The sequence below is a fragment of the Bradyrhizobium sp. 186 genome, from assembly GCF_023101685.1.
Taxonomy (GTDB): domain Bacteria; phylum Pseudomonadota; class Alphaproteobacteria; order Rhizobiales; family Xanthobacteraceae; genus Bradyrhizobium.
In genome coordinates this window covers 6,615,049-6,631,098 of the sequence record NZ_CP082164.1, presented here as the reverse complement: position 1 = coordinate 6,631,098, position 16,050 = coordinate 6,615,049, and the positions used below count along the sequence as shown (strand labels likewise).

Sequence of the window (16,050 nt, the reverse complement as noted above, 5' to 3'; positions counted from 1 at the left end):
ATAATGCGGATTCTGATCACAGGCGGCGGCGGTTTCATCGGAGCGTGGCTGGCGCGACGGCTCGCGGGCGATGGTCATCGGCTGCGCGTGTTCGAGCCGGTCGAGCGCTCGGCGCAGTTCAATGGGATTGTCGGACCCGCCGCCGCGTCCGTGGAGCGGCGCATCGGCGATATCGCGGATGGGCAGGCGGTGCGCGCCGCAGCCGAAGGCTGCGACGGAATTGTCCATCTCGCCGGCGTGCTGACGCCTGCCTGCAAGGCCGATCCCGTGCGCGGCGCGATGATCAACCTCGTCGGCACGTTGAACGTCTTCAACGCCGCGCAAGCGCTCGGCATCCGCCGCATCGTCTATACGAGCAGCGCCGGCGTTTACGGCCCTGACGATGAGACGACGCCGCGGCCCGTCACCCATTACGGCGCGTTCAAGCTCGCCTGCGAAGGCAGCGCGCGGGCTTATTGGGAGGATCACGGCATCGCCAGCATCGGTTTCCGGCCCTATATCGTCTACGGCTATGGCCGGGAAACCGGATTGACCGCGGGCCCGTCGTTGGCCTGCCGTGCGGCCGCCCGTGGCGAGACTTATGTCATTCCCTATATCAGCGCGGCCGGCCTCGTGTTTGTCGACGATGTCGTCGCGGCCTATGAGGCCGCACTTCGCCGCGAGCCCGATGGGGCGCATGTGTTCAACCTGCCGGGCGAGGTGGCGTCGAACGATGACGTCGTCGCGGCCGTGCGGGCCGTCGTGCCGGCTGCGAAGATCGGTATCGATGGTCCCGTGCTTCCCTTCGCGGAGGACATCGGCGAGGGCAACTTGCGGCGCACGTTTCCCGGCTTGCGCCGCACCATCGAGCTCTACCGGACGGCCCCATGACGCTGCCGGTGCTCGGTGCCCACACTTTCGGCTTCGCGTGGGACTGCGGCGCGGAGGACGCCATCGAGCGGCTCGCCGCTGCGGGCTATCGCACCATCCAGTTGATGGCGACGCCGCCGCACTTCGATCCGTGGACGCAGGACGCCGCGCGCACCCGACGAATTCGCGCGCTGATCGAGCGCCACGGTCTGTCGCTGCTGGCCCTCGACCTCGCCAGCAGCGACATCAACCTCGCCAGCCCCTCGCGGGACGTGGTCGATTTTGCGGTTTCGTCTTATGCGGCCGCGATCGACCGCGCCGCCGAGCTCGGTGCGCGCTGGATCTGCGTCGGCTCCGGCCGCCGGCACGCGCTGCTTGCCAAGGCCAATGACCGGTTGATCGTGGGCTTTCGCGACGCCTTCGCCCGCATCCACGACAAGGCGGAGCGCGCGGGCGTGCCGGTCATCCTCGAGAATCATCCGCAGGGGCTGCTAGCGAGCGCCGCCGATATCGTTCGCTTTCTGGATGCCGAAGGCTATGCCGGGATGCCGGTAATCTACGACGTCGCCAATGCCGTTGCGATCGGCGAGGATCCGGTCGAGGGGCTCAAGGCGCTGTGGCCCCGTCTCGGCATCGTTCATTTGTCAGATAGCCCGAAGGGGCAGTGGCGACACGATCCGATCGGCTCGGGCGAGATCGATTTTGCGGCCATCGCCGCGGTATTGAGGCAGCGCGGCTATGAGGGCAGGCTCGTTCTCGAGATCCTGTCGGACCAGCCGCTCAAGGATATCGACCAAGGCGCCGCGATCCTCAAGCGGCAGGGGCTGGTCTTCTCTCTCGCCGGCTGATTGCGCAATGCCGCCTCAGCCGGCAGCGGCGCGAGTCTCACCGGAGACCAGCCGCTCGCGGAAGCGGCCCGGCGACAGGCCGACATTGCGGGAGAAGAAGCGGTTGAAATAGGCCGGATCGGCGTAGCCGAGCGCGGCGCCGATCTCGTTCACGGTCATGTCGGAGTAGAGCAGGTTGCGCTTGGCTTCCGTGAGCAGCCGATCATTGATCAGCGCCAGCGACGACTTGCCCGTCGTCATCCGGCAGCAGGCGTTGAGGCGCGCCGCCGTCACGCCGAGCTTGCGGGCGTAGATATCGAGCGAGGGGTGATCGCGATAGTGCTGCTCGACCAGCTCGCGAAAGCGCACCACCGTCTCCGCTTCCCGCGCGCTGGAGATCGGGCGGACGCGCTCCTGTTCGAGCAGCCGGCGCACCGTCACAGCGAGCAGTTGCAGATAGGCCTTGATGGCGGTGCGGCGGCCGGGAGCCGACCAGACGAATTCGTGCTCGAGCGAGGCGAATAGGCCGACGAGGTCGATGTCGCGGCCGATCTGTTGCGGCAGGAAGCGTGCCGGCACGCGAAAGCCGTCGACGAGATCGGCATCGTCATCGAGCGCGGATTGCAGAAAGGGCGGCGCCACAGTGATGACATAGCCGTCGGTGCCTGGCTTGAAGCGGATGGCATGGATGGTCAGCGCCGGGATAATGACCAGCGCCGGCGGCGAGATCTCCCAGCTCACGCCCTCGACCTCGATGGCGCCGCCGCCCTTGCTGATCACCAGGATCTGGTGATGGTCGGGGTGCGTGTGCGTCCGGATTGTCCAATTATGGCGACCGCTGCGCACCGGGATCGGCTCTATATGGAGGAACGACGGTTCGATCTTCGGAGCCACCTCCTCATATAAAAAATAGTGCGGGATCATGCTTTCGGTTCCCTCCACGGAGCTGGCGGCCGTTGTTCGCCGCTGCACCGCACTTATGGAAAGTACAATACAAAAGGAGTTTCGTCCATTGGCGGCGCCCGCGGCCGCGCCTATCCAGAGAACCATGCGTCGCCCGACTTAAAAAACGACGGCGCGGCGAGGCCACGGGAGGAAACGGCAATGTCAGGACAAGCGCGTGATCTGTCATGCGACGTGCTGGTCGTGGGCTCCGGCGCCGGCGGATTGTCCACCGCGATCACGGCCCGCAAGTGCGGGCTCGACGTGATCATCGTCGAGAAGGATCCCTATTTCGGCGGCACCACCGCGTTTTCCGGCGGCGTGCTGTGGATACCCGGCAATCGCCATGCGCGCGACGCAGGCGTGACGGACAGCCGCGAGGCGGCACGCACCTATCTCGAGCACGAGACCGGCAATCATTTCGACGATGCGGCGATCGATGCCTTTCTCGATGTCGGCCCGCGCATGCTCGATTTCTTCGAGAAGGAGACCGAAGCGAAATTCGTGCTGTCGGCCTATCCCGACTATCATCCGGATGTGGAGGGCGGGGCGAAGCTCGGCCGCTCGGTGACCGCGGCGCCCTACGACGCCCGCGCGCTCGGCACGGAGATCCGCCGGCTGCGGCCGCCGCTCGAGACCATCACCTTCATCGGCATGATGTTCAACTCGTCCAACGACGAGCTGAAGCATTTCTTCCGCGTGACCAGCTCGCTCGCGTCCGCAATCTACGTGGCCAAGCGGCTCGCGAGCCACCTCTGGGATCTCGCGCGCTATCGCCGTGGCGTCAAGGTCGCCAGTGGCAACGCGCTGGCGGCGCGGCTTGCGAGGACCGTCTTCGACCTCGGGATTCCGCTGCTCACGGCAACGCCCGCACAGCGGCTGATTGTCCGGAACGGTATTATTGCGGGCGCGGTCGTCAGCGACGCCAAGGGCGAGTACGAGATCACGGCGCGCCGTGCGGTGGTGCTGGCGAGTGGCGGATTTCCACACGATCAGGCGCGCATCGCGCGCGCCTATCCGCACCTTGCCCGCGGCGGCGAGCATCTGTCGCCGACGCCCTCGGCCAACACTGGCGACGGGATCCGCATGGCGGAGGAGGCGGGCGGCAGCTGCGATATCCGCTTTCCGAATGCGGCGGCCTGGATGCCGGTGTCGCGTGTGCCGCTGGGCAATCGCATCGGCGTATTTCCGCATCTCGTGGACCGCTACAAGCCCGGCGTGATCGCGGTGAACGGGCAAGGACGCCGCTTCACCAACGAGTCCGAGTCCTATCACGACGTCGGCGCCGCAATGATCGCTGATGGCGCGGGCGGCAAGGAGACCGCGGCCTGGCTGATCTGCGATCACGCCACGATCCGCAAATACGGCCTCGGCTATGCGAAGCCGGCGCCCGTACCGGTCGGCGCCTTCGTGCGCAACGGCTATCTGAGCCGCGGCGCGACGCTGCGCGAGCTTGCCGCGGCCGTGGGCATCGATGCCGACGGTCTGGAAGCAACGGTGCGCGAGTACAATGACGGCGCGGTCCACGGCATCGACCGCGCGTTCAAGCGCGGCTCGACGGCCTTCAACCGCTATCTCGGCGACGCCGAGCACAAGCCGAACCCGAACGTCGCCCCCATCGGCACCGGGTCGTACTACGCGCTGAAGCTCATCATGGGCGATCTCGGAACGTTCGACGGTCTGACCACCGACGTGGTCGGCCGCGTGGTGCGCGACGACGGCACGGCGATTGCCGGCCTCTATGCCGTCGGCAATGATCGCGCTTCGATCATGGGCGGCAACTATCCCGGCGCCGGCATCACGCTCGGGCCGATCATGACCTTCGGTTACATCACCGGCCGTCATCTGGCCGGCCAGCAAGCCTGATCAACACCATCCAGCGCGATCAACAACGGCCCATGCCGGAAGGCAGGGCGGGTGAGCGAGAGACGACATGAAAATGACACGCCGCAGTTTCGTCGGTGCAGGCCTCGCCACGGCGTTGGCCCCGCGCCTCGCCCGGGCGCAGTCCGACAACACGATCCGCATCGGCGTGATCACCGACATGTCCGGCATCTACCGCGACGTATCGGGGCCTACCACGGTCGCCTGCGCGCAGCAGGCGGCCGCCGAATTCATGGCGGCCAATCCCTCCATTAAGGTCGAGATCCTGGTGGCCGACCATCAGAACAAGGCCGATGTTGGCCTTGCGATCACCCGCAAATGGTTCGATCAGGATGGCGTCGACGTGATCGAGAATGTCGGCAACTCCTCGATCGCGCTCGGCGCCAAATATTTGATCGAGGACAAGAACAAGGCTGCCTTGATCACCACCGCGGGCTCATCGGACCTGACCGGCAAGAGCTGCAGCGGCAACCTCGTGCACTGGTCCTGGGATTCCTGGTGCCTCGCCCATTCGACGGCGACCTCGCTCGTGCGCACGGGCGGCTCGAAATGGTTCTTCCTCACCGCCGATTATGCCTTCGGCCATGCGGCCGAGACGGACGCGGCGAAATTCGTCAAGGCGGCCGGCGGCACCGTGCTCGGCTCGGTGCGCTATCCTTTCGGCTCAACCTCCGACTTCTCGTCCTTCCTTCTGCAGGCCCAGTCGAGCGGCGCGAATGTGATCGCCTTTGCCAATTCCGGCAATGAGCTGATCAACTGCCTGAAGCAGGCCCAGGAGTTCGGCCTGGACCAAGGCGGCACGCGCATGGCGGCGCTTGTCGGCTATGTCACCGACGTCATCGGCATGGGCCTGCCCACGGCCAAGGGCCTGTCGCTCACCGAGACTTTCTACTGGGATCTCAACGAGCGAACGCGCGCCTTCATGAACCGGATGAAGCCACGCCTGGCAGCAAACGTCTATCCCAACATGAGTCAGGCCGGCGACTACGCCTGTGTGCTGCACTACCTCAAGGCGGTGAAGGAGCTCGGCGTCGGGCAGGCCAAGCGCAACGGGCGCGAGGTCGTCGAGCTGATGAAGAAGATGCCGACCGACGACGACTGCTTCGGCCAGGGTATGATCCGCGCCGACGGGCGCAAGATCCATCCGGCCTATCTCTTCGAGGTGAAGAAGCCTGCGGAGAGCACGTCCACCGGCGACGTCTACAAGCTGGTCTCGACGCTAGGCGCGACTGAAGCGTTTCGGCCGCTCGACGAGGGAAGCTGTGCGCTCGTGCGCGGCTGAGAGAACCAACCGGGAGATCCTCCGATGACCGAGCAAGCCATTGTCGACCTGCGCGTCTATACCATCCGCCTGCGCAAGATGGCGGAGTTCATCGAGTTGTTCGACCGCCTCGCGATGCCGGTCCAGCTCAAATATCTGGGTCGTCCGCTCGGCATGTTCACGAGCGCGGTTGGGCCGCTCAACCAGATCGTCCATCTTTGGGGTTTCCCCGACATGGGAGAGTTCGAGCGCCGGCACGCCGCGCGCGACAAGCATCCCGACTGGCCGGATTACTTGCAAGCCTCAGAGCATCTCATCATCGCGCAGGAGAACCGGCTGATCCGAAGGATCGAGCTGCCGTCTCTGGCGGGTCTCGCCACCTGAGCCGCCAATCGCCTTTCTAACTTTGGGAGCTCCGCATGGCATGGATCAATCTTTCCGCGAAAGTTGCCGTCGTCACGGGTGGTGGTGCCGGCATCGGGCGCGGCATTGCGCTCGGCCTTTCGGCGGTGGGCGCGACCGTCGTCGTGCTCGACCGCGACGAGGCCGGCGCGGCTGTCGCGGCGGAGATTAGCGCAAGCGGTGGCCGCGCGGAGTTCCTCGCCTGCGATGTCACCCGCGATGACAGCGTCAGGCGCGCCGCCGGCGAGGTGGCGGCGAAGGTGGGCGAAGCCGAAATCCTCGTCAACAATGCCGGCACGATGTTGCCGAGCGGGCTCGACGCCACGAGCATGGCGGATTGGGACCGCATTCTGTCGTTGAACCTGACCGGCTACCTGCGCTGCGCGCGGGCCTTCGGAGGGCCGATGCTGGCGCGCGGTGCAGGCGCCATCGTCCATGTCGCGTCGATCTCGGCTTCGTTTCCGCAGGGCTACAGCGGCGCCTACAGCGTGAGCAAGGCCGGCGTGGCCATGCTGTCCCGCCAGCTCGCGGTCGAATGGGGACCGCGCGGCGTACGCAGCAACGTCGTCAGCCCGGGCATGATCCGCACGCCGATGACCGAGGCCATCTATCAGACCCAGGGCGTGCACGAGGCGCGGCGGGCGCTGGTGCCGGCACGGCGCATCGGCCGCCCCGAGGACATCGCCGATGCGGCCGTCTTCCTCGCGAGCGAGCGGGCGAGCTACATCACCGGTGAGGAGATTGTCGTGGACGGTGGCTTCACACAGACGCTGATGGGCACGACTCCGCGCCCGGGCTTCGAGAAGAACTGAGTTCGGCAAATCGGGGTCGAACGGGAGGGTATGGTGCTGCTCAAGGGAAAGGTTGCTGTCATCACCGGCGCCGGCTCCGGGATTGGAGCCGCGATTGCACGGCTGTTTGCCGTCGAGGGGGCGAAAGTCGTGCTCGGTGATCTCGCCGAAAGCGGAGCCGCACTTGCGGCCGGGCTTACCGCCGATGGTCATGCGGCGGTCTTCCAGCATGTCGACGTCACCAATGAGGCCTCGGTTGTCGCGCTGATGCAGGCGGCCGTCACGCAGTTCGGCCAGCTCGACGTCCTCGTCGCCAATGCCGGCATTCCCGAGCGCAAGTCGCCAATCCACGAACTCGATCTTGCCGACTGGCGCCGCGTGATCGACGTCGATCTCACCGGGGTGGCGATCTGCAACAAGTTCGCCGCGGGCAGCATGCTTGCGACCGGCGGTGGCGCGATCGTCAACATGGCATCCATTCTGGCCCATGTCGGCCAGGAGAACAGCAACGCCTATTCGGCCGCAAAAGCCGCGGTGGTCAATCTCACCCGCTCGGTTGCGCTGACCTATGCGCGCAAGGGGATCCGGGCCAACTGCGTCTCTCCGGGCTATGTCGATACGCCGCTGCTGGCAAAGCTGCCCGAGGCGACCCGCCAGACGATGCTGACCCGGCAGCCGATCGGGCGGCTGGCCCGGCCCGAGGAAATTGCAGAGGTCGTGGCCTTTCTCGCCAGCGACAGGGCCTCGATTATCACCGGCGCGTGCATCAATGCCGACGGCGGCTATACGGCAATCTAACCAAATCCATTTGCGCCGTGGCCATGGTTTAGAGTTGACGATCTTGGATCAGGCCAGCCTCAGTTAGCTCAACTTGGCTCATGATGGATTGGAGCGAGAGTTTAGGTCTTTCAATTAGTTAGAAGGCGGCGTGTGCACGATGTGTGCACCGGGAGATCATAGAAAATCTAACGGCAACCAATGTAAGCAGGCTGAACTGGACGCGCTGCGGTGTCAGCGGCGGGCTGCTGTTTCGGGTCAATTGCCGAGGGTTCAATTCGCGGAACAAGTGAATGGCCGCTTGCGGCGAGAAGTGACGTTCGGCAAGAGAGCCACGCCTTCAATCGTGGCGACCCCTGTCGTGCACCAGAACGTCTGCGTCAGCAATCCACGAGCCCGTCAAATCACGGATTCAGAATTGAAACCAAACTTTCCAAAATTGTCACCGCGACTTGGCCGCAGTGCGTCTGTGTCTTAGCGGACATTCGTCATTCTTGACCGGTTACTCTCCGTTCTCGGCCTGCCCGCCGAAAGCAAGCGCCACCCCGCCATACGGCGAACGCGCGTGGCGCGAGCCATCAATGCCTGTCGGTTCGCGCAAGGCTCGAAACCAGCGCGGCGAGACAACCGAACAATAAGACAGCGCCCGCTGCCAACGGCGTATCCGGCATCAGCACTGCCGCCATGCCCGCGAGGCCGACGACCGCCAGAATCGCGAGCGCGAGCGCCCCGTCGTCAACGAACAGGCCGGCCAGTTCCCGCAGCAGGATCATCATGACAAGGCCCCCGTTTTCGGGCGGCGAGCGAGCACGATAGCTGCGCTGCTGACAGCCAGAAACATCGCCGCAAATCCCACGATCGCGAAATCGCCGCCGGGCCAAGGCACGCCGAGTCCCTCACCGGTCCAGAACACGCCGAACGCGGACAGCATAATGCCGACGGCGAATTTGAGCGTGTTTTCCGGAACCCGCGCCAGCGGCCGATTAACGGCAAGGCCGACAAGCGCAACGCCGAGACACGCCGCAATAGCGCCGGCGCTCGCGGGAACGACCATTCCGTGACCGGCACCCACTGCAATTACGATGAACACGACTTCCAGCCCTTCGAGGAGAACCGCCTTGAAGGTCGTGATGGCCGCGAGCCAATCGAGCCGCGCCTCGTTGCGGCGAGCCTGCTCGCGCAATTCTGCCGTCTCGGCCGCGAACGTCAACGCCTCATCATGGAGCGGGATGACCCCTGCCGCGCGCAGGATCGCCTTGCGCAACCACCGCATGCCGAACAGGAGGAGCAGGACCCCGATGACGAGCTGCAGCAGGTGCAGCGGCACATGATCCAGCAACGGCCCGAGCGCCACGACAATGAGCGCCAGCACCGCAAGCCCGGCGAGCGCGCCGAGCCCGGCCGGCCGCCAGCCGCGCACGGTAGCCACAGCCAGCACGATCGTCAGAGCTTCGACCGCCTCGACCAGTGAGGCCAGGAACGCGGCCATCATGGCCGGCCAGATCAGTCCCCAATGGGCGATCATGCGAGCTCTCCAATTCGAACCGGCGAGGAAAGCGCGCGATCACGCCCTTTCGACCACGTCCCGCAATAGGCGACTGCTGTCATCAGCGATATTCCGATCGCACCAACGGCAATCTGAACCCACAACGCGTTCAGGCTCAGTTCGATCGCGGCATGAGCGCAAAACGAGAGGACGATGCCAGTGCAAAAGATCTGGAGCGACCTTCGGCCACACTGGATCAGCGGCGCCAGCGCGCGCCATCGCAAGATTGGCGAATCTAGAGGCAGGAACCGGGTCACCACAACAGCGAGCGCGATGAAGTGAAGGACACGGTAAGGCGCGAGGTTGGTCTTATCGTTGGGATCGAATGGCTGCAGCATCCAATGCGGAACAAGGCCGCCGATATCTGGAGACCGAATGGCCGTCGTCACGGCAAAAGCGAATAAAAGGTAGCCGATCGCGAGCCGGAACGCCGCCCCCGTTCCGAGGATCGGCTGCAGGGCCCGGGCGCCGCCAAGGGCTGTCCATGCGCCCAGAACAAACAGCAGTTGCCAGGCGAACGGATTGAAATACCAGGAGCCCGACGGAGAGGCCGGAAGATTCCAGCCAAAATGCCTTGCGGCAACATACAGGACCAGCGAACCAGCCAATGTCCAATTCGGCTTGCGGACCAAGAGCCAGAGAGTCGGCGCGAACGCGCCCAACAACAGAATATAAAGCGGAAGCACGTCGAGATTGACGGGTTTGTATCTCAAGGCCAGCGCCTGGATGGATTCCCGGAACGGCATGTTCAGGAAAATAGCGACGTTGAACTGGTTCAGGTCGTCTGGATCGAGAAATTCGCGGGAGGCGCACGCAATCACCACGATATAGATGGCGACCACCATGATGTGCGCGGCATAGAGTTCGAAAGCGCGCTTTGACAGCCGCGATGCAGCGGCCAGATAGCCGCGCTCGACCATGATTCGTCCAAATGCGAGGGCTGCCGTGTAGCCGGAGATGAATACAAAGAGATCGGCGGCATCGCTGAAGCCGTAATTCCTGCTCGTGGTCCAATTCAGCACTTCATGAGGAATGTGGTCCAGAAAGATCGCCCAGTTCGCCAGGCCGCGAAATAAATCCAGCCTGATGTCGCGTGTGCCGAAGGGGATATCCGCATGAATCCGCATGACACGCGCCTCATTGCTTGGACGATGGCGCCGGCAATGCCGGAGCGGTGGCCTGCGAGGCCGCCTGCGCCACGCGAACCGGATCGCCGCCGGCCAGCGTCTCCGGCGGGTTATTGATGATCCGGTCGGCCGGCGACAATCCGGCAAGAACCTCCACGCTGTCACCGAGATCGCGACCGAGTTGCACGCTCTTGAGGACAACCTTGTCATTGCCGTCGACGGTTGCGATCTGCGTGCCCTGGTTGCCGGTGATCAGCGCGGTCGACGGAACCTTGACCAGATGCGCGTCGATCGGAATCTCGAAACGCACATTGCAGTAGCTCCCGCCGAAGAATTTTCCGGCGGCATTATCGGCCTGCAGCTCGACTTGCATGCTGTGCGAAGTTTGATTTATCGACTTGGAGACATGCGACAGCGTCGCCTCGAATTGAGCGCCCGGGTATTGCGGCATTTCGAACGTCGCTTTCATTCCAACGGTCAGCTCGGCCGTAAACGATTGCGGCACCTGCACGTAGATGCGAACGCGATGCAGGTCCGACACCTCGAACAGCGGCTGCCCTGAGCCGCCCGAATTGATCAGCATGCCGAGCTCGACGTTGCGGGCGGTGACGACGCCGTCGAATGGCGCGGCGAGCGTCTTGAACGATTGCATGGCCTCGAGCTGGCGGACGTTGGCTTCGTTGGCGTCGACGACGGCCTCCTTCGCCTTCTCATCGGCGGTGGTCTGGTCCGCAAGCTGCTGGGCCACGATGTGCTTTTGCAGTAGTATGTTGTTCCGGTTGGCGGTGAGCGATGCGATTTGATGATTGGCCCTGACGCTTGCCAGCGTCGCCTTGGCCTGGCCGAGCTGCTGGTCGAGGTCGGGCGCATCGATTGAGGCCAGCACCTGGCCAGCCTTGACCGGCGATCCGATGTCGTGGTCCCAGCTCTTCACGTAACCGTTGACGCGCGCGAAAATCGCCGCCCGGTTGAACGGCTGAATATTGCCGGGCAACGTCAGCGTCTGATGCGAGCCGCCGGGGATCAGCGCGGCCAGCGCAACCGTTGGGATGGCATGGGTGTTGGTCCAGTCCACCACCTCCTGCTTGCTCTGCGCGCCGCCGATCAAGCCGTAGCTGAGCACGATGCCGGCCATCAGGACGGCGGCAGCCGCAGCGGTCAGAAGGCCTTTTCGGCCTGGCGCTTTGATGTCTTCCGCGGGCATTTTCTTCTCCACTCAATGCGATATCGTTGCGCCGTCTGGCTCACTTGCCGCGCCGGACTGCCGGCTATGCGCCAGGCTGAAGATGGTTGGCACCAGAAACAGGGTGGCGCAGGTGGCAAAGATCAGCCCACCGATCACGGCACGCCCGAGCGGTTGGTTCTGCCCGGCCTCGATCGCCATCGGCAGCATGCCGATAACCATGGCGAGCGCCGTCATCAGCACCGGGCGAAACCGCGAACCGCCCGCCTCGAAGGCTGCTTCGGTGGCGCTCGCCGCGGCCGCCATCCGTTCGCGGGCAAAGCTGATCACCAGAATACTGTTGGCGGTCGCCACACCCATGCACATGATGGCGCCGGTCAGCGCGGGAACCGAAAGCGTCGTGCCGGTGCCGAACAGCATCCAGACGATCCCGGCCAGCGCGGTCGGCAGCGCCATGACGATGACGAATGGATCGACCCAGGACTGGAAGTTGATGACGATCAGCAAATAGATCAGCACAATCGCCGCCGCGAGGCCGACGAACAGCTGCTGATAGGCGCTTGTCATCGTGCTGACCTGGCCACGCAGTGCGATGCTTGCGCCCTTGGGAAGATTTTTTGCGGTGTCGTGGATGGCGGTCCGGATATCCGATGCAACCGCGCCGAGATCGCGTCCCTGCGGCGTCGCATAGATGTCGATGACAGGCGCAACGTTGTAGTGCGACACCACCGCGTTGCTGTTGGCGCGCTGGACCTGCGCCAGGCCGCCGAGCAGCTGGGTATTGGCGGCCGCTGCCGACGTCACCGGAATGTTTTGCAAGCCGGTCATGCTGTTGATATCGCGCTGCGGGGTCTGTACCGATACCGCGTAGGACACGCCGTTGGCGGGGTTGAGCCAATAGGTCGGGGCGGACTGCGAGCTTCCCGACAGCGTCGTCAGCATCGCGGTGGCGACGTCTTTTTCGGTGAGGCCGGCGAGCGACGTCAGCGAGCGGTCGACATTGACGTCCAGCGTCGGCTGCTGAAACGCCTGCTGGATGCGCGCATCCGCGATCCCCGGGATCGCCCTGATTTTCGTCAGCAGCGCATTGGCATATTTGCGATTGGCCGCAAGGTCGCTGCCGGCGACCTGCAGGTCGATCGGCGCCGGTACGCCGAAGTTCAGCACCTGGCTGACGATATCAGCCGGAAGGAAGGCGAAGCTTGTACCCGGAAATTGCAGCGGCAGTTTTTCCCGCATGGTCTTGATGTAGTCGTCGGTCGGCGCATGGTTGGGCTTGAGGCTGATCAGGATGTCGGCGTCGCCGACGCCGATGGTGCCGGAATTGTTGTAGGCCATGTTGATGCCGGAGACCGAAAGCCCGATATTGCTCACGATGCCGCCGAGCTCGTTGGACGGAATGATGCCGTGTATGGCCGTTCCGATCCGGTCGGTCAGGGTGGTCGTCTCCTCGATCCGCGTTCCCGTCGGCGCCCGGATATGCAGCTTGATCTGGCCGCCGTCGACGGTCGGGAAGAAGTCCTGGCCGAGTGAGGGCGCAAGGCCGAACGACAGGATGCTGAAAGCCATGAATCCGGCGATCACCTTGATCCGGTTCCCCAGACAGAGCTGCAGCAGGCCGAGATAGGCCTTTCGAACGTTTTCGAACATGTGCTCAAAACCGCGCTGGAACCGCGCGAGTGGATTACGGGTGGCTTTTGCGTGACCGGCCGCATCGCCCGAGCCGCCGACGTGCTGATGGCGCAGGAGATAGTTTGCCAGCGTCGGCACCAGCGTGCGCGACAGCACATAGGACGCGGCCAGCGCCAGCATCACCGCTTCGGCGAGCGGCCGAAACAGATAACCGGCGACGCCGCCAAGCCCGAACATCGGCACGAAGGCGATGCAAATGCAAAGCAACGAAACGGTCGCCGGCACCACGATCTGCTGGGCGCCATCGAGAATGGCGGGCTCGATCTCCTTGCCCTGCTCAAGATGCCAGTTGATGTTCTCGATGGTGACGGTGGCGTCGTCGACCAGGATACCGACCGCGAGCGCCAGGCCGCCGAGGGTCATGACGTTGACGGTTTCGCCCAATAGCGAGAGGCCGGTCAACGCCGCCAGGATCGCCAGCGGGATCGAGAGCGTGATGATCAACGTCGAGCGCCAGCTACCAAGGAACAGCAGGATCATCGCGCCCGTCAGCGCCGCCGCGATCACGCCTTCTCTGACCACGCTCGATACCGCATCGGTCACGAAAACCGACTGATCGCCCACCGCGGTCAACTTCAGGCTGCTTGGCAACGTCTGCGACACCGACGGCAGCAGGCGCTTGACGCCGTTGATGATGTCGAGCGTTGAGCTGGCGCCCGACTTCATGATCGTCAGCAGAACGGCGCTGGCACCGTTGACGTGAACGGCATTGGTCTGCGGCGGACTGCCATCATGCACGTAGGCGACGTCCCGCATGTAGATGACGGTGCCGTTGACGGTCTTGACCGGAAGGTCGTTGAAAGCCTGCACCGCTTTCGGCGAGTCGTTCAAATTGACAGTATATTCGTAGGAGCCGATTTTTTGCGTTCCGACCGGCGTGATCAGGTTCTGCAGCGAAAGCGCGTTGATGACGTCGTTGGCGGAAACGCCGTACTGATGCAGCGCCTGCTGATTGAGATCGGCCTGGACCTGGCGCACCTTGCCGCCGAAGGGAAGCGGCAACGCGGCGCCTGGAACCGGCGCCAGCGCTGGGCGGATGAAGTTCAGTGCCGAGTCGAAAATCTGGGTTTCCGACATCTTGTCGCTTGAAAGCGCGAGCTGCAGGATCGGCACGCTCGAGGCGTTGAAGCTCAGGATCAACGGCGGGGTAATGCCGGGCGGCATCTGCTTCAGCACGGTCTGCGACATGCCGTTGACCTGCGCCAGCGCGGCATTGATGTTCACGGTCGGCTGAAAGAAGATCTTGATGATCCCGTAGTTTACGATCGACTGGGATTCGATGTGCTCGATATCGTTGACGCTGTTGGGCAGCGACCGCTCGTAGAACGTGACGATGCGGCCGGCCATGTCGTCGGCGGGCAGGCCGGTGTAGCTGAACACTACGCTGATGACGGGAATGTTGATGTTCGGAAAGATGTCGGTCGGCGTCCGCAGCGCCGACGCCGTACCAAAAATCAGGATCAGCACCGCCATGACGACGAACGTATAGGGCCGCCGCAAGGCGAGCCGAACGATTCCAATCATGAGCTTCTCCCGTGTAAAAGACGTGCCGTCGCTGTAGCGGCCCGATCATTAGGGCATCCTTAGCGCCCGCAGCCACCTGCTGTTTCGCAGCCTCGCCAAGCGCCATTTTCCAATCGACAATCCCGAATCTAGGCTTGAGTTTCGCATTCGTAAAATGCATTCTCTTCATCTTCACATGCGCGCATTGAATTGTTTTGGAGTTCGAGTCGCTTGAGCAAGACAGCGCCCAGGTTAGCTGCGCTCGATCTAAATCTGCTGGTGGTGTTCGACGCCATCATGCGGGACCGATCCGTCACGCGGGCGGGGCAACGGCTGGGACTGAGCCAGCCTGCGATGAGCCATGCCCTGACGAGATTGCGTCACATGCTGAAAGACGAGCTGTTTGTCCGCAGCCCAAACGGAATGGTGCCGACCCCACGGGCCGACGAACTTGCCACGCCGATCAGGATCGCACTCGATGGGCTGCAACAATCGCTGGAGCCCGTGCAGTTCGATCCGTCAACGGCGACGGCATCATTCCGCATTGCCGTCGACAATTACGCGGCGATCGTTCTGGTCGCACCGATCGCGGCGCATGTTGCCCGAATTGCTCCCGGGGTGAAGCTGGATTTTCGGCCAAGCGGCACACTGGACGTTCTCGATCAGCTTGATCGAAGCGAACTGCATCTGGCGATGGGGCCATCCGCCGCGACGGGCGAGCGCTTCTCGCGGAGGCGATTGCTGCAGGATCAGTTCGTCGTAATACATCGCAAGGGTCATCCGAGCGCAAGGGCGCAGGAACTATCGGCCGAGAAGCTGGCCGCGCTCCCCCAGCTCGAAATCTCGTCGGCTCAATTCGGCACCGATCTTGTCGAGAACGGCCCTGGACGATCAAAGCCTGGCCCAAGACCTGCGATGCGTGCGCCATTTCTGTCTGCAGCGCAGATTCTGGCGACGTCGGATTTGGTGTCTGTCCTTCCGCTCAACGTCGCCAAGAACATGACAAGGTCTCACCCACTTGTTTTCCGTCGGCTGTCGCGTTCGCCCAAGCCGATCGAAGCTGCGATGATTTGGCTGCGACGGCTCGATAACCAGCCCGCGCATGCTTGGCTGCGAGATGTCATCAGCAGCGTGACGAGCGAGCTTCGGGGTTGATAGACATTTTCCGGCGGAAAGCCGGTGCCATCGCGCGCGCCCGAGGAATGGGTTGGCCCCCGGTTTGGCGCGATGCGCGCCTGGCTCTGCCGAATGTCTGCTTTTGCGCAC

General features: G+C 63.8%; 14 protein-coding genes. 8 read left to right on the top strand and 6 right to left on the bottom strand.

Features of this window, described 5'->3' with window-relative positions:
* Positions 1-3 precede the first annotated feature (3 nt).
* Positions 4-870 (top strand): SDR family oxidoreductase, encoded by an 867-nt coding sequence (locus IVB18_RS31975; RefSeq protein WP_247984325.1) that lies wholly within the window; start codon positions 4-6, stop codon positions 868-870.
* The gene (locus IVB18_RS31970) at positions 867-1,697 is read left to right on the top strand and encodes a sugar phosphate isomerase/epimerase family protein (RefSeq protein WP_247984324.1); all 831 of its coding nucleotides are present in this window, start codon (positions 867-869) and stop codon (positions 1,695-1,697) included. The genes IVB18_RS31975 and IVB18_RS31970 overlap by 4 nt, the downstream gene beginning before the upstream one ends.
* 15 nt (positions 1,698-1,712) lie before the next feature.
* Here IVB18_RS31970 and IVB18_RS31965 read toward each other — a convergent pair whose 3' ends face one another.
* On the bottom strand, positions 1,713-2,600 hold the full coding sequence (locus IVB18_RS31965; RefSeq protein ID WP_247984323.1) for a helix-turn-helix domain-containing protein: 888 nt from the start codon (positions 2,598-2,600) through the stop codon (positions 1,713-1,715).
* 180 nt (positions 2,601-2,780) lie between these two features.
* Between IVB18_RS31965 and IVB18_RS31960 the strand changes: the two genes are divergently transcribed.
* From IVB18_RS31960 to IVB18_RS31940, 5 genes are all read left to right on the top strand, one after another.
* On the top strand, positions 2,781-4,484 hold the full coding sequence (locus tag IVB18_RS31960) for an FAD-dependent oxidoreductase (protein ID WP_247984322.1): 1,704 nt from the start codon (positions 2,781-2,783) through the stop codon (positions 4,482-4,484).
* Between the two features lie 67 nt (positions 4,485-4,551).
* Positions 4,552-5,784: an ABC transporter substrate-binding protein gene (locus IVB18_RS31955; protein ID WP_247984321.1), complete on the top strand. Its 1,233-nt coding sequence runs from the start codon at positions 4,552-4,554 to the stop codon at positions 5,782-5,784.
* Positions 5,785-5,808: 24 nt separating this feature from the next.
* Positions 5,809-6,147, top strand: coding sequence for an NIPSNAP family protein (locus tag IVB18_RS31950; RefSeq protein WP_247984320.1), 339 nt, complete (start codon positions 5,809-5,811; stop codon positions 6,145-6,147).
* A gap of 35 nt (positions 6,148-6,182) precedes the next feature.
* Entirely contained in the window at positions 6,183-6,977 is a 795-nt protein-coding gene (locus IVB18_RS31945) for an SDR family oxidoreductase (protein WP_247984319.1), read from the top strand.
* Positions 6,978-7,007: 30 nt separating this feature from the next.
* Complete coding sequence (locus tag IVB18_RS31940) at positions 7,008-7,754, top strand: SDR family NAD(P)-dependent oxidoreductase (protein WP_247984318.1); 747 nt, start codon at positions 7,008-7,010, stop codon at positions 7,752-7,754.
* A 557-nt stretch (positions 7,755-8,311) separates the two neighbouring features.
* Here IVB18_RS31940 and IVB18_RS31935 read toward each other — a convergent pair.
* The 5 genes from IVB18_RS31935 to IVB18_RS31915 are packed head-to-tail and all read right to left on the bottom strand — an operon-like array spanning position 8,312 to position 14,805.
* Positions 8,312-8,509, bottom strand: coding sequence for a hypothetical protein (locus IVB18_RS31935; protein WP_247984317.1), 198 nt, complete (start codon positions 8,507-8,509; stop codon positions 8,312-8,314).
* Positions 8,506-9,258 (bottom strand): TMEM165/GDT1 family protein, encoded by a 753-nt coding sequence (locus IVB18_RS31930; protein ID WP_247984316.1) that lies wholly within the window; start codon positions 9,256-9,258, stop codon positions 8,506-8,508. Before IVB18_RS31930 ends, IVB18_RS31935 begins: the two co-directional genes overlap by 4 nt.
* A complete protein-coding gene (locus IVB18_RS31925; protein ID WP_247984315.1) occupies positions 9,255-10,406 on the bottom strand; it encodes an OpgC domain-containing protein in 1,152 nt (383 codons plus the stop codon). Before IVB18_RS31925 ends, IVB18_RS31930 begins: the two co-directional genes overlap by 4 nt.
* Before the next feature lie 10 nt (positions 10,407-10,416).
* On the bottom strand, positions 10,417-11,610 hold the full coding sequence (locus IVB18_RS31920) for an efflux RND transporter periplasmic adaptor subunit (protein WP_247984314.1): 1,194 nt from the start codon (positions 11,608-11,610) through the stop codon (positions 10,417-10,419).
* A 12-nt stretch (positions 11,611-11,622) separates the two neighbouring features.
* Positions 11,623-14,805: an efflux RND transporter permease subunit gene (locus IVB18_RS31915; protein WP_247984313.1), complete on the bottom strand. Its 3,183-nt coding sequence runs from the start codon at positions 14,803-14,805 to the stop codon at positions 11,623-11,625.
* Between the two features lie 210 nt (positions 14,806-15,015).
* On the opposite strand from IVB18_RS31915, the gene IVB18_RS31910 reads away from it, so the two are divergent.
* The gene (locus tag IVB18_RS31910; protein ID WP_247984312.1) at positions 15,016-15,939 is read left to right on the top strand and encodes a LysR substrate-binding domain-containing protein; all 924 of its coding nucleotides are present in this window, start codon (positions 15,016-15,018) and stop codon (positions 15,937-15,939) included.
* Positions 15,940-16,050 lie beyond the last annotated feature (111 nt).